Raw genomic sequence first — 19,990 nt, forward strand, 5'->3', positions numbered from 1 at the left:
CGCCTACACTTCTCCGGCGTCCGGGCCGCCTCTTGAACGGAGAGCTTTCCGGCTCGTCGCTCAGGCGGCGGCCTCGAACAGCCGCTCCGCCTCGGCGATTGCCCGCGCCAGGGCGTCGGGCTCCGGCCGCAGTCCGGCCACGATCGCGTCGACGCGGCGCAGGCCCGCCCGCCGCAGCAGCCGCTTCTCGTTGGTGACCCACTCACCGCGGGCCGCCAGCACGGCGTGCGCCGTCTGCATGGCGGCGGTGGCCAGCGCGCCCGCGACCTCGGTGACCTGGCCGCCGGTGACATACGACGCCCGGGCGTACTGGAGGGTGATGCCCGCCCGGTCGCGCCACACGGGCGGGGCCGCCGTGCGCAGCGCCTCCGGGTAGCCGGGGCGGGGAAGGCCGCCGCGCAGCACCCGGTTGACGGCGAGCTCGGCGACCACCAGATAACTGGGGATGCCCGCGAGGTGGAACATCAGCGGCTCCCAGTGGAAGCGGCCCCGCCGGGCCTCGGCGAGTTCGTGTTCGACGACGTCGAGGTCGCGGTAGTGGACATCGACGCGCCGGTCCTCAATCGTGAGCCAGGCTCCGCCGTTGAACACGCCGCCGCCCCAGCCGCCGATCTCGGAGACCTCGCCCTCCCAGCCGATCGCGCGCAGGTCGGCCGGGTCGAAGCCGCCCCGGTAGTACACGGCCAGGTCCCAGTCGCTGTCGGGGGTGTGGGTGCCCTGGGCCCGCGAGCCGCCGAGGGTGACGGCACGCACGGCCGGGAGGGCCGCGAGCCGGTCGGCGACGTGGTCGAGGAACAGGTCGTCGGTCATGGAAATCCGTTCAGTGTGAAGGGGGATGTCGGTGAACGCGGGCGCACCGGAGGGACGCCGGAGCGGGAGGCTCGAACGGCGTCGCGGGGATCGGTGCATGAGGGTCATCACTTCACGGCGCGGATCCTACCGGCGTCGGTTCTTCCGCCCCTTCCCGGGGAGGCCGGCGACATGAACGCCCGCGAAGCGCTTGCCCTCCGGGCCGCCCGTTGATTCCGAACATGTGAACGACTTTCGCCCGGCGACGGCTAGGGTGGCCTTCATGACCAACAGCGATCGCCCGTGGGAACCGCCCCTGGCCGGAACCGAGATCGAGCACCTCATCGGCGCGCTCGACCGCCTGCGCACGACCTTTCGCTGGAAGGCGGACGGCCTGGACGCGGCCGGGCTGCGGGCACGCGTCGGCGCCTCCTCGCTGACCCTGGGCGGCCTGCTCAAGCATCTGGCGCTTGTCGAGGACCACGTGTTCAGCACCAGGCTGAGCGGGGAGCCGCTCGGCGCGCCATGGGACGATCCCGGCTTGAACGGCGACTACGACTGGCCGTTCACCTCCGCCGCCGATGACAGCCCCGAGGAGCTTTACGCGCTGTGGGACGGCGCCGTCACCCGGTCCCGGGCACGGCTCGACGCGGCCCTGGCCGGCGGCGGAGTCGACCAGTTGGTCCACATGTCCTGGCCGGACGGCCGGCGGGCCAATCTGCGCCGGCTCATCTGCGACCTGATCGAGGAGTACGGCCGGCACACCGGGCACGCCGATCTGCTCCGCGAGTCCGTGGACGGGCTGGTGGGCGAGGACCCGCCGTCCGGATGGCGCGCCAGGAGCGGCCGGCCGGCCTGAGGGCGTGCGCGACGCTTGAACGGGGTCATTCCGGCGGGGGCGCCGGAGCTTCGCTGCCGGTGACGACGTCCGCCATCAGCGCTTCGTAGTCCGCGTTCCCGGGCTCGGTGTACAGGACGTCCTCGTACTCACTCACGTAGTGGGGGCACTCGCCGGGTTCCGCCCCCGACAGCACATTGCCGTCGACCCTGCGGCCGGTGCGCGCCTCGTAGACGGTGACGCTGTAGCGGCCCGCGTGGTAGTTCAGGGAGGTGGTGCCCTCCGAGCCGACGTACCCGCAGGACGTCCCGCCGTCCAAGTGGCCGAAGCGATCACTGCACATGACCAACTGCACCTCGGACGGCTCGGGCTCCGGGCCGGTGTCCAGCCTCGCGCCGGTCGACGCGGCCTCCTGGTAGCCGTCCTCGATCAGTACCCAGGGGTGCGGGCCGTTCCCCTCGTACGGCGCCGCCTTCTCGAACGGGTCGTCGCTGTCCTCGTATCGCTGGGCGTTCTCGCAGATGCGCGCGAAGTCGTTGAGATCCTCGGGCTTCTGGTCCAGCACGGCTTCGGTCAGGGGCGGCACCACGAACTGCCACGTCACCCAGGCCAGCGCGCCGACCACGAGCGCCCGCACGACGATCTTCCTCGGTCTGCCTCTCACACCGTGTCCCCCTCGTCCTCCGCCTGTGAGGCGAGAGCGTAGACCGGGGGCGCGGGACCCCTGCCGGCTCTTCGGGTGTGAGGACGCGGCCCACCCCACCGGCGAACGAGAGCGAGCAACCAGCGGGCACGGGGCCCGAGCACCGTGCACACCGCGGCACGCGGAACCGAGCACCCTGCACGCTGGCTGGCCGTCAGAGCCTCTTCTACGGTCGTGGCGACGGACCGTCCAACGCACGAAGAAACGACCGGCGTTCCGTCCAACGAGTTCGGGACTAGGCGAAGGGCTGATGTGATCAGGATGAGCAAGTTACCCGCGACCGACTCGACTTCCGCTCCACGGCGCACGTGGGCCAGGCGTTCGGCGTTCGTCGCCGCCGGCGCCGCCATGGTCCTCGGCGTGTCGGGCACCTTGTCCACCGCGTCGGCGCAGCAGCAGACCTACTGGGGGTTCCTGAACGTCGCGACGGACAGGTGCCTCTCCGGGGCGCCGAGCGGCAATGTCTGGGCAGGCAACTGCGACAGCGTCGTCGAACTCCACCAGCAGTGGGACTTCCTCAGCAACAGCGGCGAACAGAGCAGGATCAGGAACCGGGAGACCGGCACTTGCCTGACGACCGGCAGCAGCTCGGGTCCGGACCCCGTCTGGCTGGCACCGTGCGACGAGCCGAATCAGCAGTGGCACTACACCCAATCGACCGGAACGATCCAGTCCATGGCGACCGGGCACTTCCTGCGGACCAGCCCGGCGAACGACGACGTCTACGCCACGACCGACAACCCCGATATCCCTCTCCAGTACTACCAGTGGGCCGGTGCCCACACCTGATGTGAGGGACGACTTCGTCACCACGGTCCACGGCCCCGGGAACACGCCGAAGATCTTCGCGGACAGGTGAGGTAGGTCCTGGCCGGGGTGGGGCTGGCGCTCTCCCCGGCCAGGACCCGGATTTCCGGATCAACGGGATCCTGCGCGGCTGGGCCAACTACTTCACAGGCCGTCCTCACCCCGCGCGCCAGCTCTCCGTTTCATACGCGAAGCCGTACGGCGTGCCGCTGCCGCCGCCGCTGGTGCGGAACGGTTCGCCGCCGTCGTCCACCACCAGCGTGTCGTCGCGCTCGCCGCTGCTCCATTCCAGCTCGATGTACCAGGAGCAATCACAGGAGCGGGTGGCGGCCTCGACGCGCAGCGCCAGCGGCTCCTCGGCGGTGATCGCGAACGGCAGTGCGGGCGGGGTGAGTTCGGTCAGCGTCTCGCCGTCGAACCCGTCCTTCGGCCGGGCGAGGGGGCGTTCGGCGTCCAGGTCGACGGTGAAGGCGGCCGGGGTGAGGGCGCCGCCGCAGCCCGGCGACATGTCGAACGAGGGCCAGTCCAGCGGCGCCCGGCGCTCGGCGACGCGGATGTGGACGGCCTCGACGACGACCGGGTCGGGCGAGGTGGTGGTGACCGTCGCCTCGACGATGGTGGAGTCGCCGTGCACCGCGCCGAGTTGGTCGGCCCAGCGCCGCGCGTCCTGGACGACCGGCGGCTCGGGCACCTCGCCCGGGGGCCGGTCGATGAGGTAGCGGTGGGCGCAGTTGTCCTGCCAGACGTGGGAGCGGGCCGTGAACGACAGCGGCGGCGGAAGCTCCGTGGGCTCGACCGCCGGCGGCGGCCCGGCGGAACCGTCGGAGGTGGCCGCGTTCATGGCCGTGACGATGACGACCAGCAGCGCGGCGAGCCCGGTCACCAGGGGCCAACGGCCCGAGCGGCGGCCGGGGTTCGGCGGCGGCGCGCCGTCCGGCTCCCGCTCCGGAGCCGGGACGGGAACGGGGGCCGGCGCGGGCACGAGAGCGGGCCGCCCGGCCGCGGCGGCGCGCAGCGCGTCGGCGCGTATCCACAGCCGGTGCAGCTCGACCAGCTCCTCGGCGCTCGCCCCGCACAGCCGGGCGAGCCGCTCGACCGGCGCGTAGTCGGCCGGCACGACGGCGCCCGAGCAGTAGCGGTGCAGCGTCGACGTACTCACATGCAGTTGTTTCGCGAGCGAGCCGAAGCTCTGCCCGGAGCGTTCCTTGAGTTCGCGCAAACGTCCCGCGAACTGCTCCCCCGCCGCTTTCCCCGTCATCTCTCCCCATCTCCCCGTCCCGTCCCGCCGTTCCAGGGATGCTTCATCGTCGCACGTCAGACCCGTCGCGGGCGTTCCCGCGTCCCCGATCGGCACGGAACTGTTGCGGGAGCGCGGCGGCGCTCCGCACGCTGCCCTCGGCACCCATCCGCACGATCCCTGAGGGGGGACCCGTGAAGATCCGCAACCCCGGCCGCCGTTACGCGGTGGCCGGTGCGCTCGCCGCCGTCTGCGTGCTGGCCGCGGCGCCGGCCGGCAACGCCCGGCCGGCCCCGGAGCAGGTGGCTCCGGAGGCGTTCCTGACCGGTGACGAGCTGCCGACGCACGTGACCGGCTGGTACTCCTCCGGCGCGCAGCAGGGCCTGCCCGAGTGGCCGGTCTTCTGCTTCGAGAACGAACTGCCGGCCGAGGGCAGTTGGCACCAGCCGTACTGGACCGAGTACGACACCAACGCCGTTCAGGTCATCGTCGAGACCGGCACCGCGGGCGAGGCGGCCGAGCTGGCCGACGCGCTGACAGAGGCGGCGGCCGACTGCGCGCCCGACTGGCTGCGGGACAACCCCGGTTCGACCGCCGGCTGGGACGATCACGGCCCGGTGGACGCCGCCGACGGCGGTCACATCTTCAGCGTGTACACCGCGCCGCCCGAAGCGGGCACCGGGGTCCGGCTGTTCGGGATAGGCCGGGACGGCACACGCGTGACGGTGGTCGACTGGGGTCAGATGGGCCAACTGTCGGACGCCCCGGTGGACGAGTTCCGCACCACCCTCACCACCGCGCTGGCGAAGCTGGGCGCCTGACCTCGGGCGTCGCGCGGTCCGGCGCCTGCCCGTTCGGGGGCGGGCAGGCGCCGGACGATCTTTCCATGTACACGTTTACATCACCCGTTTCAAGCGTTTCACCTGCGGCTCTTCCGTCAACTTGACGGTCTCGCGCACCAATTCAGCAATATCCCAAGATCTTTTCATGCAAGCGATTGCATTACCTCCGCCGTCGGCAGTACGTTCGGCACACTGCCGTGATCGGAGGGTTATGGCCGCCAGCATCATCGATGTCGCCCGGCGCGCGGAGGTGTCCACCGCGACCGTCTCCCGTGCCCTGCGCGGGTTGCCGAACGTCTCGGAGGCGACCCGGGAGCGCGTGTTGCGCGCCGCGGAGGAGCTGTCGTACCACGTCTCCCCGCAGGCCTCCTCCCTCGCCTCCGGCCGGACCGGGACGGTGGGCGTCGTCCTGCCGTTCGTCAACCGGTGGTTCTACAGCCAGGTCGTCGCGGGGATAGATTCCGTGCTGCGCGCCAACGACCTGGATCTGCTGCTGTACAACCTCGGCGACGAGCGCGTGCACGAGCGGTTCTTCGCCCGGATGCCGCTGCGCCGCCGCGTGGACGCGCTGATCGTGCTCAACTTGCCGCTCTCGGCGGACGAGTGCGAGGCGCTGGTGTCGATGGAAGTGCCGATAGCCGTGCTCGGCACCCGCATTCCCGGCTGCTGGCACGTTTCCATCGACAACGCGGAGGGGGCGAGCACGGCGGTTCGCCACCTCATCAACCTCGGGCACCGGCGCATCGGGATGATCACCGGTGCCCTGGGGGACTCCAGGGGCTTCACGACGCCCATCGTCCGCCAGCACGCCTATCGCACGGTGCTGGCGCAGGCGGGCATTCCCTATGACCCGGATCTCGAAGCCCCGGGCCACTTCGGCATCGAGGAAGGCGCCTCCGCGATGGCCCAGTTGCTGAGCCTTCCCGACCCGCCCACCGCGGTCTTCGCGGAGTCCGACCAGATGGCGTTCGGGGCTCTGCGGACACTGAACCGGATGGGTCTGCGCGCTCCGGACGACGTCTCGGTCGTCGGATTCGACAACCACGAGACCGCCGAGTTGCTCGACCTGACCACCATCGCACAACCCGTAGCCCACCAGGGGGAGTTGCTCGCCCGCCAGATTCTGGACGCGCTGTCCGGGACGAGCGAGGAACCGACCCGGGTGGTGGTGCCCACGCGTCTGGTCGTCCGTGGCACCACCGGCGCGGCTCGCGTAGCGCGCCCCCGCAATGATCACCACTCACCCCGGCCGGGACCTGAACCGGACCAGCACAGCCGCACTACTGCGCGGTGAGCCGCTCAATCCGCGCATTTTCCAGGGTCAACTCGCAAGAGGAATGGAAGATACGTGCCCCGCACCCGCATTCATCAGAACACGGCCGCACCCTGGTGGCGCACCGCCGTTGTCTATCAGGTCTACATCCGCAGTTTCGCCGACGGCAACGGCGATGGGATCGGTGACATCGCCGGACTGCGAGCCCGGCTGCCCTACTTGAGGGAACTCGGCGTCGACGCCGTGTGGATCAACCCCTGGTACCCCTCGCCGATGGCGGACGGCGGCTACGACGTGGCCGACTACCGCGGCATCGACCCGTCCTTCGGCACGCTGGCGGAGGCCGAGGAGATGATCGCCGAGGCGCACGCGCTCGGCGTCCGCGTCGTCCTCGACATCGTGCCCAACCACACCTCGGACCAACACCGCTGGTTCGCCGAGGCGCTGGAGGCGCCGCCCGGCTCGCCGGAGCGGGACCGGTATGTCTTCCGGGACGGCCGGGGCCCGGACGGCTCGCTGCCGCCGAACGACTGGCGCAGCCGGTTCGGCGGCCGGGCCTGGACCCGGGTGACCGAGCCGGACGGCACGCCCGGTCAGTGGTACCTGCATCTGTTCGCGCCGGAGCAGCCCGACCTCAACTGGGCGAGCCGGGAGGTGCGGGCGGAGTTCGAGTCCATCCTGCGCTTCTGGTTCGACCGCGGGGTGGACGGGTTCCGCATCGATGTCGCGCACGGCCTGGCCAAGGATCCGGCGCTGCCCGATCTGGGCCTCCCGGAGGAGGCGCTGTTCGACGACGACCGGCGGCGGGAGGAGCATCCGCACTGGGATCAGGACGGCGTGCACGAGATCTATCAAACGTGGCGCAAGATCGCGGACTCCTACGCCGGCGACCGGCTGTTCGTGGCCGAGGCGCATGTGCGCGACCAGCGGCTGCCGCTGTACGTCCGGCAGGACGAGCTGCACCAGGCGTTCAACTTCTCGTTCCTGAAAGCCGCTTGGGCGTACGACGAGCTCCGCTCGGTGATCGACCGCAGCATCTCCGCGCTGGGCACGGTGGGCGCCCCCTCGACCTGGGTGCTGTCCAACCACGACGTGCCCCGGCACGCCACCCGCTACGGCCGCGGCTCCACGCGGACGGTGGAGCACGACGTGGACGCGGGGCCCTGCGACCGGGAGCTCGGGCTGCGCCGGGCGCGGGCGGCGGCGCTGCTGATGCTGTCACTGCCGGGCAGCGCGTATCTGTACCAGGGCGAGGAGCTCGGCCTGTGGGAGGTCGAGGACCTCCCGGAGGAGTCGCTGCGCGACCCCACGTGGGAACGGTCGCGGCACACGGTGCGCGGCCGGGACGGCTGCCGGGTGCCGCTGCCGTGGTCGGGGCTGGACAGCCCGTTCGGCTTCGGTCCCAAGGGCAGCAAGCCGTGGCTGCCGCAGCCGGCCGCGTTCGAGAAGGTGACCGCGTCGGCGCAGTCGGGGATGCCCGGCTCCACGCTGGAGCTGTACCGGGCGGCGCTGCGGCTGCGGCAGGAGCAGCCCGGGTTCCGCGGGGAGTCGCTGCGCTGGCTGGACGCGCCGAAGGGCGTGCTCGCCTTCGAGCGTTCGCCGTTCCTGCGCTGTGTGGTGAACCTCTCCCAGGAGCCGTTCCCGCTGCCGCGGAACTGGGGTGTGCTGCTGGCCAGCGACCGGATCCTGGGCGGCATGCTGCCGCCGGACACCACGGTGTGGCTGTGGGGTGGCGGCGCCGCGCTGGCCTAATCCCGGGCGTAGGCGGCGCGAATCGCGTCCTGGACCGCGGCCAGTGCCGCGGCGCGGTCCAGGCCGAGCCGCCGGGCGCGCTGGGCGTACGCCTGGGCCGCCGCCGCAACCTCCCGCGCGGCGGCGTCCCCGGCGGCGGCGATGAACGTGCCGTGGCGGCCCCTGGTCTCCACGACTCCGTCACTCTCCAGCGCCCGGTACGCCTTGGCCACGGTGTTCGCCGCGAGCCCCAGCTCGTCGGCGAGGCCGCGGACGGTCGGCAGGCGGTGGCCGACGGGCAGCCTGCCGTCCTGGGCCTGCGCGGCGATCTGGGCCCGCAACTGCTCGTAGGGGGCGGTCGCGGCCCCCGGATCGATCCTGATTCGCACCCGCCGATTGTCCCGCAGAACGCCGCTACGCGTTTTTCTCGCGCAGGCGGGCGCTGATGTCGCCCAGGGCCTCGGCGAGGACGGCCAACTGGGCGCGGTCGAGGCCGTCGATCAGCGTCTCGCGGACGCACGTGACATGGCCGGGGGCGGCCTCGCGCAGCTTGCGGGTGCCCTCCTCGGTGAGAGTGGCCATCACGCCCCGGACGTCGGTGGGGCAGGCGCCGCGGGCGACCAGCCCGCGCTTCTCCAACTGGCCTATCTGATACGTGAGTCCGCTCTTGGACGTGATCAGGGACTCGGCCAGCTCGGTCATCCGCAGCCCGGCATCGCCTGCGGCGGCGAGCTTGACCAGGATCTCGTACTGCGGGTGGGAGAGCCCGGCATCCTCCTTGAGCTGCTGTTCCACGACGCGGAAGACCCGGTGGCTCGCCTCCAGGAAAGCCGTCCAGGCCGCCATCTCACGCTCGTCCAGCCACCGCGTTGTCGCCATGACGTCATCATAGGCATGTTGTTCAAATTCGAAGAAACGCGGTACGGTCGTCGCAGCAGTGGTTCCAATTTGAACGAGCCCCCTCATACAGGAGACCGTCGATGACCGCCCCCACGCTCACCACCGCCCCCGCCTCTCCCGGGCCCGCCGCCGCGGCCCCGCACCCGGGGTACGACCTCGGGCTGCTGCTCCTGCGCGTCGCGGTCGGCCTGACGATGGCCGCGCACGGCAGCCAGAAGCTGTTCGGCTGGTTCAACGGCTCCGGCCTCGACGCCACCGGGCAGTTCTTCGACAGCCTCGGCTACCCCTCGGGCGAGACCATGGCCCTGGTGGCCGGGACGTCCGAGACCTTCGGCGGGCTGGCCCTCGCGCTGGGCCTGTTCACCCCGCTGGCCGCCGCCGCGATCGTCGGCACCATGCTCAACGCGGTGGCCGCCGTCCACTGGGAGGGCGGCTTCTTCTCCCCCGCGGGCATCGAGTACCCCATGATCCTGGGGCTGGGCGCCGCGTCCCTGGCGCTCACCGGCCCGGGCCGTTACGCCGCCGACCGCTTCCTGCCCGTTCCGGCGCTGCGCTCGCACCGGCTGGTCACCGGCCTCGCGGCCATCGCGCTCGCCCTGGTCACCGCGGCCCTGGTGCTGCTGTTCCGCGACTGAAAGACACCCGCGAAACCCTGAAAGCCCGAGGAAGAACATGAGCGACACCGCCGACCGCATGCCCGTGCTGTACCTGAGCCATGGGGCGCCGCCCCTGGCCGACGACGGCCTGTGGACCGCGCAGCTCGCCGGCTGGGCGGCCGAGCTGCCCCGCCCGGCGGCGATCCTGGTGGTGTCCGCGCACTGGGAGGCGGCCCCCGTCACCCTGGGCGCGACCACCACGGTGCCGCTCGTGTACGACTTCTGGGGCTTCCCGGAGCGGTACTACCGGGTGACCTACCCCGCCCCCGGTGCCCCGGGGCTGGCGGCGCGCGTGCGCGGGCTGCTCGCCGGCCCCGGCACCCCCGTGCACGACGCGCCGGACCGCGGGCTGGACCACGGCGCCTACGTTCCGCTGGTCGAGATGTATCCGGACGCCGACATACCGGTGCTCCAGCTCTCCCTGCCCACGCTGGAGCCCGAGCGGCTGCTGCGCCTCGGCCGGCGGCTGGCGCCGCTGCGCGACGAGGGCGTCCTGATCGTCGGCAGCGGCTTCTTCACCCACAACCTGAGCGAGCTGTCCTGGGGTTCGGGCCCCGACGAGGCGCCCGGCTGGTCCCGGGAGTTCGACGCCTGGGGGCGGGAGGCGCTGGACGGCGGGGACATCGACGCCCTGCTGGACTTCGAGCACACCGCCCCGGCCGGGCGGCGGGCCCACCCGCGCACCGAGCACTTCGCGCCGCTGTTCGTGACGCTGGGCGCGGGCGAGGCCGACCTGGCCGGCCAGCGTGCCGTCATCGACGGCTTCTGGGCCGGCCTGGCCAAGCGCTCGATTCAGGTCGGCTGACCCGGCTGACCTGGCTGGCCGAAGGTCTGGAACGCGGTGCGGCGCGGGATGCGGAAGACCTCCCGGCCGCTGACCGCGTTCAGGATCAGCGCGCCCCGGTAGGCGCCGATGCCGAGGTCGGGGGCCGCGGCGCCGTGGGTGTGCAGCTCGGCGTTCTGCACATACAGCCCGGCGCCGACCTCGGGCACCGTGGTGACGCGGTGGCCCGCGGTGATGTCGTAACGGCCCTTGGCGTCCCAGGCGATCAGCTTCTCCACCGGTGCCAGGCAGTCGGGGCGGCGGCCGGCGTAGCCGGTGGCCGCGACGACCGCACCGGTGACGCGCGCCGTCTGCCCGCCGGTGTCGGCGTGCGTGATGGTCAGCCGCACGCCGTCGCCCTCGTCCGCCGCGTCCGCCACGGCCGTGGCGGGCAGCAGCGTGACCGGCGGCCGGTCGCCGTCGAGCATGTGGTCGTACAGCTCGTCGTGGATGAGGTCGATCGTCTCCGTGTCGATGCCCTTGTAGAGCTGCCACTGGGAGGCGATCAGCCGGTCGCGCACCTCGGGGCCGAGGCCGTGGAAGTACCGCATGTACGCGGGTGTCGTGTACTCCAGGACCAGCTTGGAGTAGTCCAGCGGGGCGAACCCCCAGGAGCGGGTCAGCCAGGTGACGGCCCAGCCCGCGGTGCGCTGGCGGCGCAGCAGGTCCAGGAACACCTCGGCGCCGGACTGCCCGGAGCCGACCACGGTGATGTCCCGCACGCCGGCCGCGGTCAGGGCGTCGATCCGGTGCAGATACTCGCCGGAGTGGAAGACGCGTTCCCCGGCGGCCTTGGCGAGCGCGGGCGGCAGCGCCGGCTCGGTGCCCACGCCCAGGACGACGTTGCGGGCCTGCCGGACGTGGCCGGCGCCCGTGTCGGTGTCCCGCAGCGTCAGCTCCCACAGGTCGCGGGCGGCGTCCCAGCGGACCTCGTCCACCGAGGTGCCGAAGTGGCAGCCGGGCAGCCGGGCGGCGGCCCAGGCGCAGTAATCGGCATATTCACGCCGGGGCACATGAAAGCGCTCGGCGATGTAGAAGGGGTACATCCGGTCGTGCTCGACCAGGTAGTTGAGGAACGACCAGCGGCTGGTGGGCCGGATCAGGGAGACCAGATCGGCCAGGAAGCCGACTTGAAGCGACGCCCAGTCGAACATCAACCCGGGGTGCCAGTCGTAGGCGGGCCGCCGGTCCCAAGCGGCGAAGGAGAGCCCGTCCACCTCGTCGGCGAGCGCCGACAGCGAGAGGTTGAACGGCCCGATTCCGACCGCCGCCAGGTCCAGCACGTCATCGGTGCCGCTCACGACAGCTCCTTCTCCACGGCCGCGCCGGCCTCGGCCACCGCGGTCAGCACCTCGTCGATGTCGGTCTTGGTGGCCTGCGGGTTGAGCAGGGTCAGCTTGAGCCGGACCGTTCCGGCCGCCTCGGTGCGGCCGATCAGCGCGGCGCCCTCGCGCAGCAGACGGCGGCGGAGCGCGCCGTTGACCGCGTCGGCGGGGGCGTCGGCCGTGCCGGGGAGGTAGCGGAACACGACGGTGGTCAGCACCGGTTCGGCGGCGAGTTCCAGTTGGGGGTGGGCGGCGACGGTGACGGCGGCGTGCCGGGCGAGATCGTGGCAGGCGTCCAGCATCGCGCCGATGCCGTCCCGGCCCAGGGCGAGGAACGTGGCGGCCACCTTCAGGGCGTCGGCGCGGCGGGTCGTCTGCAACGAGTGGCCCAGCAGCCCGTCGTAGCCGGCGGCGCCGTCGTCGTCGGGGTTGAGGTAGGCGACCCGCAGTCCGGTGGTGGCGGTGAAGTCCTCGCCGTCGCGGGCGAGGAGCACGCTGGCCGCGGCGGGCTGCCAGGCCGTCTTGTGCAGGTCGATGGTGACGGTGTCGGCCGCCTCGATGCCGGCCAGCAGGGGGCGCATCCGGTCGGAGAACAGCGCGCCGCCGCCGTAGGCCGCGTCCACGTGCAGCCGGACGCCGTGCCGGGCGGCCACGGCGGCGATCTCGGGCAGCGGATCGACCGAGCCGTAGTCGGTGGTGCCGGCGGTGGCGACGACCGCGAGGGGTACCTCGTTCTCGCCCAACCCGGCCAGGGCGCGGTCGAGTTCGCCGGGGAGCATGCGGTGCCGGGCGTCGGTGGCGACGGGCCGGACGGCGTCCTCGCCGAGGCCGAGCACGGCGCAGGCGCGGGAGACGGAGAAGTGGGCGAGCTCCGAGCAGTACACGACGGGCTGGACGGCCAGGCCGGTCAGCCCGGTGCCGCGTATGTCCCGGCGGGCGCGCAGCGCGGTGTCGCGGGCCATCAGCAGCGCCTGGAGGTTGGAGGCGGTACCGCCGGGGGTGAGCACGCCGCCGGCCTCGGGCCCGTAGCCGGTGAGCGCGGTGAGCGAACGGACCAGGCGGCGTTCGAGTTCGACCGCGTAGGGGCCGCTGTCCCAGGTGTCGACGGAGGCGTTGAAGACGGAGGCGAGCACGTCCGCGGCGGCGGCCACGCTCAGGGACGGCGGCTGGAGGTGGGCGGCGGCGCGCGGGTCGGCGAGGTCCACGGTGTTGGCCGCGTAGGAGCGGGCCAGCGCCAGGACGGCGCCGCGCCCGCCGCCGGTGCGCGGCAGCGGACCCTCCGGGAGCTGGGCGTCCAGCAGCCGGGCCAGCTCCTGCGGAGTCAGGGCGGGCAGCGGGCCGGAGCGGCGGCGCAGGGCGCCGGCGGCCTCCCGGGTCAGCTCGGTGACGAGCCGTCCGACATCGGCGAGACCGGCCGGGTCGGCGGCCAGCAGGTCGGGCTCCAGGAGGGTGGGGGGTGCGGGCACGGGTGGGGCATGACCGGGCATGCTCATGGCTTCTGGGGTGTCCCTTGTCTTGGCCGCGTGGGCGCGGCGTCGTGGCGGCTGGGGGCGCTCGCGGCTTATCGCGCGGGGCTTTCGCGACTCTTCCTGCGGTCTCCGTTCACCCGGCCAATTTAGGTTAGGCATACCTAACCTTGTCAACCGGGCCCGGAGCCGGCCGCCCCTCCCCCGGCCCGGCCGCCGGGACACCTGGGCATACAACGGCCGGGCTGGGGTGAATACTTGATGTGACGTCAGAGAAAGTGCCGGCAGGTGGTCGGTTCGGCGTTGGCCGGATCGAGGGCGTTGGCCACCTCGTGGAAGGCCAGCCGGTCGACCAGCCCGATGGCCAGATGCTCGGAGATGTCCAGCGGACACAGGTCCTGGAGCAGGACGTTGGTGACACCGGGCTCGTTGATGAACTGGCTGCGGTACGGGGTCACCACCTCGTCGTACCGGGTGGCGATGACCGTGTAGGTCACGCCGGGCACGGTATAGCCGTCCGCGTTCAGCTCGGTCATGAACTCCGAGCCGACGACCTGCTGCGTCAGGGCCGGGGTGTGCTCGTCCAGCAGATCGCCAGCGCCGGGGAAGAGGTCGAGCAGCCGGGTCAGGCCGCTCAGGGTGGTGCCGTTGGTGTTGGGGGCGATGCCGACCAGGGCGTTCACCTTGGCCGCACCCTCGGGGTCGTGCTTGAGGTAGTGGCGCGGCAGCACGCCGCCCTGTGAGTGGCCGACGACGTCGACTTCGGCGGCGCCGCTCGCCGCCAGCACCTCGTCGACGTGGTCGGCGAGTTCGGCCGCGGACTCCTCCATCGGGCCCAGCCCGTGGAAGAACGGCACCCCGGGCAGCTCCCCGTAGTCGAAGGAGTGGACGCAGTAGCCCCGGTCGGCCAAGTAGGGCGCGAGTCCGAGCCAGTTGTCCACGGCGTTCCCGAAGGTGCCGTGCACCAGGACGACGGGACGGGGGTGTTCGGGGGCGGGGACGCAGTCGGCGTCGTTCCAGCCGCCGTGCTGCTGGGCGGCGGTGGCCGCGGCACCCGGCGCCAGGGCCAGCGGAACGGCCAGCACGGCGCCGGCGAACAGGGGTCGCGTTCGTTTCAGGGCCTGTTTCCGGGACAGCATGATGTGGTTCTCCTCACTGAGCGCACCTGAGAGGGGGGCGGCACCATCGCTCGGTGTGGTCCGGACCACAGTTACTGCCTGGTTACTCGACAAGTTACGTTCGAGTAATACGGCTGCCCACACGGCGGACCGTGCAGATCTCTCCACAACTCCGTTACGCCGCGTCCAGATTCGCCGCCGGACCGGCCGCCTTCCGGCCGAAGAGCCGGCGGGCGCGGTCGGCCGCCGCCTCCGCGCGGCGGCGGCGCTCGTCGGCCGGGTCCAGGGAGAGCTGCCGGGCGGCGTGTGCCGCGTCCACCAGGTCCTCGGCCCGCAGCGCGACCGCGCGGACCCGGGCCCGCTGGAGGCCGAGCGCGTCGTGCAGCGCGTAGGCCAGACCGGCCAACGCCGGGGTGTGCGCGGTCGGTTCGGGCAGGGTCCGGCCGCGGGTGGTGGCGCTCCGGTCGGCGTAGCGGACGGTGAGGGTGAGGGAACGGGCGACCTGCCCCTCGCCGCGCAGCCGGTAGCCGAGTTCGTCGGCGAGGGTGAGCAGGGCGCGGCGGCGGGTGCCGGGATCGAGCTCGTCGTGGCCGAACCGGTGCTCGGCGGACGCCGACCGGGGCGGGGCGCTCGGGGTGACGGGCGTGGGGTCGACGCCCCGGGCGAGCGCGTGGACGCGGCGGGCCGTGGCGGCGCCCAGGATGCGCTGGAGGGTGGCGGGCGGCGCGGCGGCGACCCGGCCGACGGTGTCGAGCCCGTAGGAGGACAGGGCGCGGGCGGTGGCGGGGCCGACCCCGTGCAGGGCGTCGGTGGGCAGGCCGGCCAGGAACGCGGCCACCGCGGCGGGGTCGTCGGGGACCTCGGCCACCCCGGGGCCGCCGAGCCCGTCGGCGGCCAGCCGGGCCAGCAGCGGGTTGGCGGCCACGCCGATGACGCAGTCGGTGCCGTGCAGGGCCAGCGTCCGGACCCGGATGAGGGCGGCCAGCCGGGCGGCGTCGCGCCCGAAGTAGCGCAGCGCGCCCCGGACATCGGCGAGCGCGGCGTCGGGCGGCAGGGCCTGGACGACCGGGGTGATGCCGTGCAGCAGCCGCAGCAGCGCGGGGTATCCGGCGACCGCGGCGGCGCCCAGGAAGCGGATGTGGAGCACCCGCCGACCGGCCGTCATCCGGCGCTCCCCGGGCTGGCGTGCCACAGCTTGCGGGGGCTCTTGGCGGAGTCGCCGGCCGGCCGCAGGTCGGCCCAGGGGTGCAGGGAGTAGCCGGTGGACAGCTCGATGCGCCGGTCCGTCGTACCGTCGCCGCTCTCGTCCCCGTCGGCACCGTTCTCGGCGTCGCCGTCGTCGTCGCCGCCCCCGGCGAGCCGTTCCGCCACCGCGTCGAGGCCGCCGGTGCGGCGGAGCTCGGCCAGTTCGGCGAGGTCCCAGGCCGCCTCGCCGACGACGCTCAGCGTGCGCGGCCCGCGCCGCTGGACCGTGCCGCGCACCAGCAGCAGCCAGGAGTGGAAGACGGTGTGGGCGCAGGCGGCGTGGCTGTCCTCGAAGAAGGCCAGGTCGACCAGGCCGGAGGTGTCGTCCAGGGTGACGAAGATGACCCGGCGGCCGGACCGGATCGGCGGCGTCTGGGTGGCGGCCTTGGCCCCGGCCACCAGCACGGTCTGCCCGTGCGCGGCCTCGCGCAGCCGGTGGGCGGACAGGACGCCGAGCTCGTCGAGGAAGGCGCGGTGGCCGGCCATGAGGTGGCGGGAGGTCTCCATGCCCAGCACGCCGAGCTCGGCGCCGAGCCGTTCGTCCGGGTCGAGGTCGGGCAGCCCGGCGGGAGGGGCCTCCTCGCCGTCGCCCAGCGGCAGTTGGGGCCCGCCGGATCCGCCGCGCCCGGCGGCCCGGCGCTGCCGGTGCTGTTCGGCGATGTGCAGCAGCAGGTCGCGGCGGTTGCCGCCGAACGCGTCCAGGGCACCGACCTGGGCCAGCCGTTCGGCGACCGGGCGGGAGGGGCCGGCGCGGCCCAGCAGGTCGGTGAGGGAGGCGTACGGGCGCCCGTCGGCGATCCGCCGCGCCTCCTCCTCGGTGATGCCCTGCACCTCGCCGAGGGCGAGCCTGATCCCCCACCGTCCAGATTCAGACTCCAGTTCGATTCGATAAGTGGCGTCGGACCGGTTCACATCCAGCGGCAGCACCGGCACCCCGCGCCGCCGCGCGTCGGCGAGCAGCAGCCGCTTGGGGTACATGCCGGGGTCGTGCGCGAGCAGCCCGGCGTAGAAGGCGGCCGGATGGTGCGCCTTGAGCCAGGCCGACTGGTACGTCGGCACGGCGAAGGCGACGGCGTGCGCCTTGCAGAAGCCGAAGCTGCCGAACGCCTCCACGATCTCCCAGGTGCGGGCGACGGCCTCCGGCGGGTAGCCGCGCCGCTCGGCCTCGGCGGTGAACCAGGCGCGCACCCGCCCCTGGCGCTCCGGGTCGGACAGCGCCCGCCGGGCCTCGTCGGCCAGCGCCCGGTCGCAGCCGGTCATGGTGGACAGCACGCCGATGACCTGCTCGTGGAAGATCACCACGCCGTGTGTCTCGCGCAGCACCGGCTCCAGGTCCCGGTGCGGGTAGCGCGGCGTCCGTTTCCCGTGCCGGGCGTCGATGAACGGCCGCACCATGTCGGCGCCCACCGGACCGGGCCGGAACAGCGATATGTCGACAACGAGGTCGTGGAACGTCCCCGGCTGGAGCCGGCCGACGAGATCCCGCTGTCCCGGCGACTCGATCTGGAAGCAGCCCAGCGTCTCGGTCGAGCGGATCAGCGCGTAGGTGGCCGGGTCCTCCTGCGGAATCCGCTCCAGGTCGATCCGTTCCCCGGTGGCCCGTTCGACCTCGTCCAGCGCGTGCGCCATGGCGGACTGCATCCGCACCCCCAGCACATCGAGCTTGAGCAGGCCCAGGTCCTCCACGTCCTCCTTGTCGAACTGCGACATCGCGAAGCCCTCGCCGCTCGTGGGCACCACGGGGGTGCGCGCCCGCAGGGAGGCGTCGGAGAGCAGTACCCCGCACGGGTGCATGGCGACGCCGCGCGGCAGCCCGTCCAGCGCCTCCACCAGCTCCCACATCCGGGGGCCGCCATAGGCGTCGGCGTCGATGCCGCGCAGCTCCGGGAGTTCGGCCAGCGCGGCGCGCGCGTCCCGGGCCCGGATGTGCGGGAACGCCTTGGCCAGCCGCCCGACCTCGTCCGGGTCCAGGCCCAGCGCGAGACCCACGTCCCGCACGGCGTGCCGCACCCGGTAGGTCTCGGGCATGGCGACGGTGGCGACCCGTTCCTCGCCGAAGCGCTCGAAGATGGCCCGGTACGCCTCCAGCCGGCGGGCGGACTCCACGTCGATGTCGATGTCGGGCAGCGCGCCGCGGCGCAGGGAGAGGAAGCGTTCCATCAGCAGGCCGTGCTCGACGGGGTCGGCGTGGGCGATGCCGAGCAGGTGGTTGACCAGCGAGCCGGCGCCCGAGCCCCGGGCGGCGACCCGGATGCCCAGCCGTTTGATGTCCTCCACGACCTGGGCGACGGTCAGGAAGTACGAGGCGTAGCCGAGGCGTTCGATGACCCGCAGCTCCTCGTCGAGGCGGTGCCAGCGCTCCGCGTCCCGCTCGTGGCGGCGCAGCACCATGCCCGCGGCGCAGCGCGAGCGCAGCACGCGGTCCGCGGTGCGGCGGGCCGCGCCGACCAGCCCCGGCTCGGGGAAGTGCACGCCGCCGAGGCCCAGATCGCGCACGGGGTCGACCCGGCAGGCCGCCGCCGTCTCCTCGGTGCAGGCGAGCAGCCGGTGCGCGGCGGACCGCCCGAAGCCGGCCGCCTGGGCGACGCGGGCCGCGGCCTCCGCCATCGCGGCCGGGTCCTTCAGCCAGCGTTCGCCGTTGTCGAGGCCGCCGCGCGGGTCGATGGGCACCAGCCGCCGCGCGGCGTCCAGCACGTCGGCGACCGGGCCCTGGCCGGGGTCGGCGTAGCGCACGGCGTTGGTGAGCACGGGGGTGACGCCCTGCTCGGCGGCCAGGCCCAGGGTGCGGGCGGCGGTGCGCGCGGAGCCGGCGGCGTCGACCTCCAGCCGCAGCGCGTCGCCGAACCGTTCGCGCCAGGGGGCGAGCAGCCCGGCCGCCAGGTCGGGGCGGCCGGCGGCCAGCGCCCGGCCGGGTTCGGAGTCCGGTCCGAGCAGCACGATCAGGCCCTCCCCGGACGCCTCGGCCCACGGCAGCAGGGGCCGCCCGTCGCCGGCCGCGTGCGCGGCGGTGACCAGCGCGCACAGCCGCGCCCAGCCGGCCACGCCGTCCCGGGCGAGGAAGACCACGCGCGGCGCGGACTCGTCGGTGAAGGCGCCGCCCCGCGCCGGCGTCCGCCGGCGCCGGGGCCCGGCCGCCCGCTCGCCGAGCGCCGGCACGGCCAGGTCGGCGCCGTACACCGGGCGCACCCCGGCCCGCAGGCACGCCTTGGCGAAGCGCACGGCGCCCGCGAGGGTGTCGCGGTCGGTCAGCGCCACCGCGTCCATCCCCCGCTCACCGGCCCGTTCCGCCAGCCGTTCGGGGTGGGAGGCGCCGTATCGCGCGGAGAATCCGGAGGCGACGCGCAGATGCGTGAAGCCCGACATCCGCACCTCCTGTCACGCCCGGCCCCCCTGCCTCGTCGCTGTCCGCCTCCACCATAAACCAGCCATCGAACGCGTGTACGAATCTGACGAACGAGCAGGTCACACCTCGCGCGAACGTCCCCGGCCTGGCCGAAAACGAACGGCCCGGGCAGTGCCCGCCCGCCCCTGCCCCCGTCGGCCCGACAGGTTAGGCTGCCCGGGTGGCCCCTCCCATAGAGCCCTTCGAGCTCCTCATCTTCGACTGCGACGGCGTCCTGGTGAACAGCGAGCCGCTCGCGCTGCGCGTCTGTGTCGAGCTCGGCGCGGAGCTGGGCTGGCCGCTCACCGAGGACGAGATCGTCGACCGCTTCCTCGGCCGCTCCGAGCGCGCGGTCCGCGCGCAGATCGCCGAGCGGCTCGGCGAGGAGGCGGCGGCCCTGTGGGGGGAGCGGTACCGGGAGCGGCTGGACATCGCCATCGACGCCGAGCTGACCGCGGTGGACGGCATCGCCGAGGCGCTGGACGCGATCCTGGTCCCGGGCTGCATCGCCTCCAGCGGCAGCCACACCAAGATGCGCCGCACCCTGACCCGCACCGGCCTGTTCGAGCGTTTCGCGGGCCGGATCTTCAGCGCCTCCGAGGTGACGCACGGCAAGCCCGCGCCCGATCTGTTCCTGCACGCGGCGGCGCGGATGGGCGTCGACCCGGCGCGCTGCGCGGTGATCGAGGACAGCCAGTACGGCGTCCGGGCGGCCCGGGCCGCCGGGATGCGCGCGTTCGGCTACGCGGGCGGGCTCACCCCGGCCGCGTGGCTGGCCGGCCCGGACACGGTGGTCTTCGACGACATGCGGAAGCTGCCCGTTCTCCTGACCTCCTAGGCCGGCCCTCCTTCCCA

At 73.3% G+C, this 19,990-nt stretch carries 18 protein-coding genes; 8 read left to right on the plus strand and 10 right to left on the minus strand.

Annotation, left to right across the window (positions count from 1 at the left end):
* Positions 1–60: 60 nt before the first annotated feature.
* Positions 61–810 carry a nucleotidyltransferase domain-containing protein gene (locus RM590_RS23230; protein ID WP_311706616.1) on the minus strand — a complete coding sequence of 250 codons (750 nt, stop codon included), beginning with the start codon at positions 808–810 and terminating at the stop codon, positions 61–63.
* A 262-nt stretch (positions 811–1,072) separates the two neighbouring features.
* Here RM590_RS23230 and RM590_RS23235 point away from each other — a divergent pair, with 262 nt between their 5' ends.
* The gene (locus RM590_RS23235; RefSeq protein ID WP_311706617.1) at positions 1,073–1,648 is read left to right on the plus strand and encodes a mycothiol transferase; all 576 of its coding nucleotides are present in this window, start codon (positions 1,073–1,075) and stop codon (positions 1,646–1,648) included.
* Positions 1,649–1,673: 25 nt separating this feature from the next.
* On the opposite strand, the gene RM590_RS23240 is transcribed toward RM590_RS23235, so the two are convergent.
* On the minus strand, positions 1,674–2,291 hold the full coding sequence (locus RM590_RS23240; RefSeq protein WP_311706618.1) for a hypothetical protein: 618 nt from the start codon (positions 2,289–2,291) through the stop codon (positions 1,674–1,676).
* A gap of 300 nt (positions 2,292–2,591) precedes the next feature.
* Between RM590_RS23240 and RM590_RS23245 the strand changes: the two genes are divergently transcribed.
* A complete protein-coding gene (locus RM590_RS23245) occupies positions 2,592–3,119 on the plus strand; it encodes an RICIN domain-containing protein (RefSeq protein WP_311706619.1) in 528 nt (175 codons plus the stop codon).
* A gap of 175 nt (positions 3,120–3,294) precedes the next feature.
* Here RM590_RS23245 and RM590_RS23250 read toward each other — a convergent pair whose 3' ends face one another.
* Positions 3,295–4,395: a helix-turn-helix domain-containing protein gene (locus RM590_RS23250; RefSeq protein WP_311706620.1), complete on the minus strand. Its 1,101-nt coding sequence runs from the start codon at positions 4,393–4,395 to the stop codon at positions 3,295–3,297.
* Positions 4,396–4,568: 173 nt separating this feature from the next.
* Here RM590_RS23250 and RM590_RS23255 point away from each other — a divergent pair, with 173 nt between their 5' ends.
* The 3 genes from RM590_RS23255 (at position 4,569) to RM590_RS23265 (ending at position 8,241) form a co-directional block, all read left to right on the plus strand.
* A complete protein-coding gene (locus RM590_RS23255; protein ID WP_311706621.1) occupies positions 4,569–5,195 on the plus strand; it encodes a hypothetical protein in 627 nt (208 codons plus the stop codon).
* A 232-nt stretch (positions 5,196–5,427) separates the two neighbouring features.
* Positions 5,428–6,510 carry a LacI family DNA-binding transcriptional regulator gene (locus RM590_RS23260; RefSeq protein ID WP_311706622.1) on the plus strand — a complete coding sequence of 361 codons (1,083 nt, stop codon included), beginning with the start codon at positions 5,428–5,430 and terminating at the stop codon, positions 6,508–6,510.
* 54 nt (positions 6,511–6,564) lie between these two features.
* A complete protein-coding gene (locus tag RM590_RS23265) occupies positions 6,565–8,241 on the plus strand; it encodes a glycoside hydrolase family 13 protein (protein WP_311706623.1) in 1,677 nt (558 codons plus the stop codon).
* Here the strand turns inward: RM590_RS23265 and RM590_RS23270 are convergent.
* Positions 8,238–8,609 carry a GntR family transcriptional regulator gene (locus RM590_RS23270; protein WP_311706624.1) on the minus strand — a complete coding sequence of 124 codons (372 nt, stop codon included), beginning with the start codon at positions 8,607–8,609 and terminating at the stop codon, positions 8,238–8,240. The two genes, RM590_RS23265 and RM590_RS23270, sit on opposite strands and share 4 nt — an antisense overlap.
* Before the next feature lie 25 nt (positions 8,610–8,634).
* A complete protein-coding gene (locus RM590_RS23275) occupies positions 8,635–9,099 on the minus strand; it encodes a MarR family winged helix-turn-helix transcriptional regulator (protein WP_311706625.1) in 465 nt (154 codons plus the stop codon).
* Positions 9,100–9,200: 101 nt separating this feature from the next.
* Between RM590_RS23275 and RM590_RS23280 the strand changes: the two genes are divergently transcribed.
* Both RM590_RS23280 and RM590_RS23285 read left to right on the plus strand, forming a co-directional pair.
* Entirely contained in the window at positions 9,201–9,755 is a 555-nt protein-coding gene (locus RM590_RS23280) for a DoxX family protein (protein WP_311706626.1), read from the plus strand.
* Between the two features lie 37 nt (positions 9,756–9,792).
* Entirely contained in the window at positions 9,793–10,581 is a 789-nt protein-coding gene (locus RM590_RS23285; RefSeq protein ID WP_311706627.1) for a dioxygenase family protein, read from the plus strand.
* Here the strand turns inward: RM590_RS23285 and RM590_RS23290 are convergent.
* The 5 genes from RM590_RS23290 to RM590_RS23310 form a co-directional block, all read right to left on the minus strand.
* Complete coding sequence (locus RM590_RS23290; protein WP_311706628.1) at positions 10,569–11,900, minus strand: lysine N(6)-hydroxylase/L-ornithine N(5)-oxygenase family protein; 1,332 nt, start codon at positions 11,898–11,900, stop codon at positions 10,569–10,571. The genes RM590_RS23285 and RM590_RS23290 overlap by 13 nt on opposite strands.
* Positions 11,897–13,390, minus strand: coding sequence for a pyridoxal phosphate-dependent decarboxylase family protein (locus RM590_RS23295; protein ID WP_311706629.1), 1,494 nt, complete (start codon positions 13,388–13,390; stop codon positions 11,897–11,899). The genes RM590_RS23290 and RM590_RS23295 overlap by 4 nt, the downstream gene beginning before the upstream one ends.
* A gap of 269 nt (positions 13,391–13,659) precedes the next feature.
* A complete protein-coding gene (locus RM590_RS23300) occupies positions 13,660–14,529 on the minus strand; it encodes an esterase/lipase family protein (protein WP_311706630.1) in 870 nt (289 codons plus the stop codon).
* Between the two features lie 154 nt (positions 14,530–14,683).
* Positions 14,684–15,673 (minus strand): DNA polymerase Y family protein, encoded by a 990-nt coding sequence (locus RM590_RS23305; RefSeq protein WP_311706631.1) that lies wholly within the window; start codon positions 15,671–15,673, stop codon positions 14,684–14,686.
* Positions 15,670–19,116 (minus strand): DNA polymerase III subunit alpha, encoded by a 3,447-nt coding sequence (locus RM590_RS23310; RefSeq protein ID WP_311706632.1) that lies wholly within the window; start codon positions 19,114–19,116, stop codon positions 15,670–15,672. The genes RM590_RS23305 and RM590_RS23310 overlap by 4 nt, the downstream gene beginning before the upstream one ends.
* A gap of 200 nt (positions 19,117–19,316) precedes the next feature.
* Here RM590_RS23310 and RM590_RS23315 point away from each other — a divergent pair, with 200 nt between their 5' ends.
* Positions 19,317–19,973, plus strand: a complete 657-nt coding sequence (locus RM590_RS23315) for an HAD family hydrolase (protein WP_311706633.1) — start codon at positions 19,317–19,319, stop codon at positions 19,971–19,973.
* Positions 19,974–19,990: the final 17 nt, after the last annotated feature.

It is taken from the genome of Streptomyces litchfieldiae (assembly GCF_031845365.1).
Taxonomy (GTDB): Bacteria; Actinomycetota; Actinomycetes; order Streptomycetales; family Streptomycetaceae; genus Streptomyces; species Streptomyces litchfieldiae.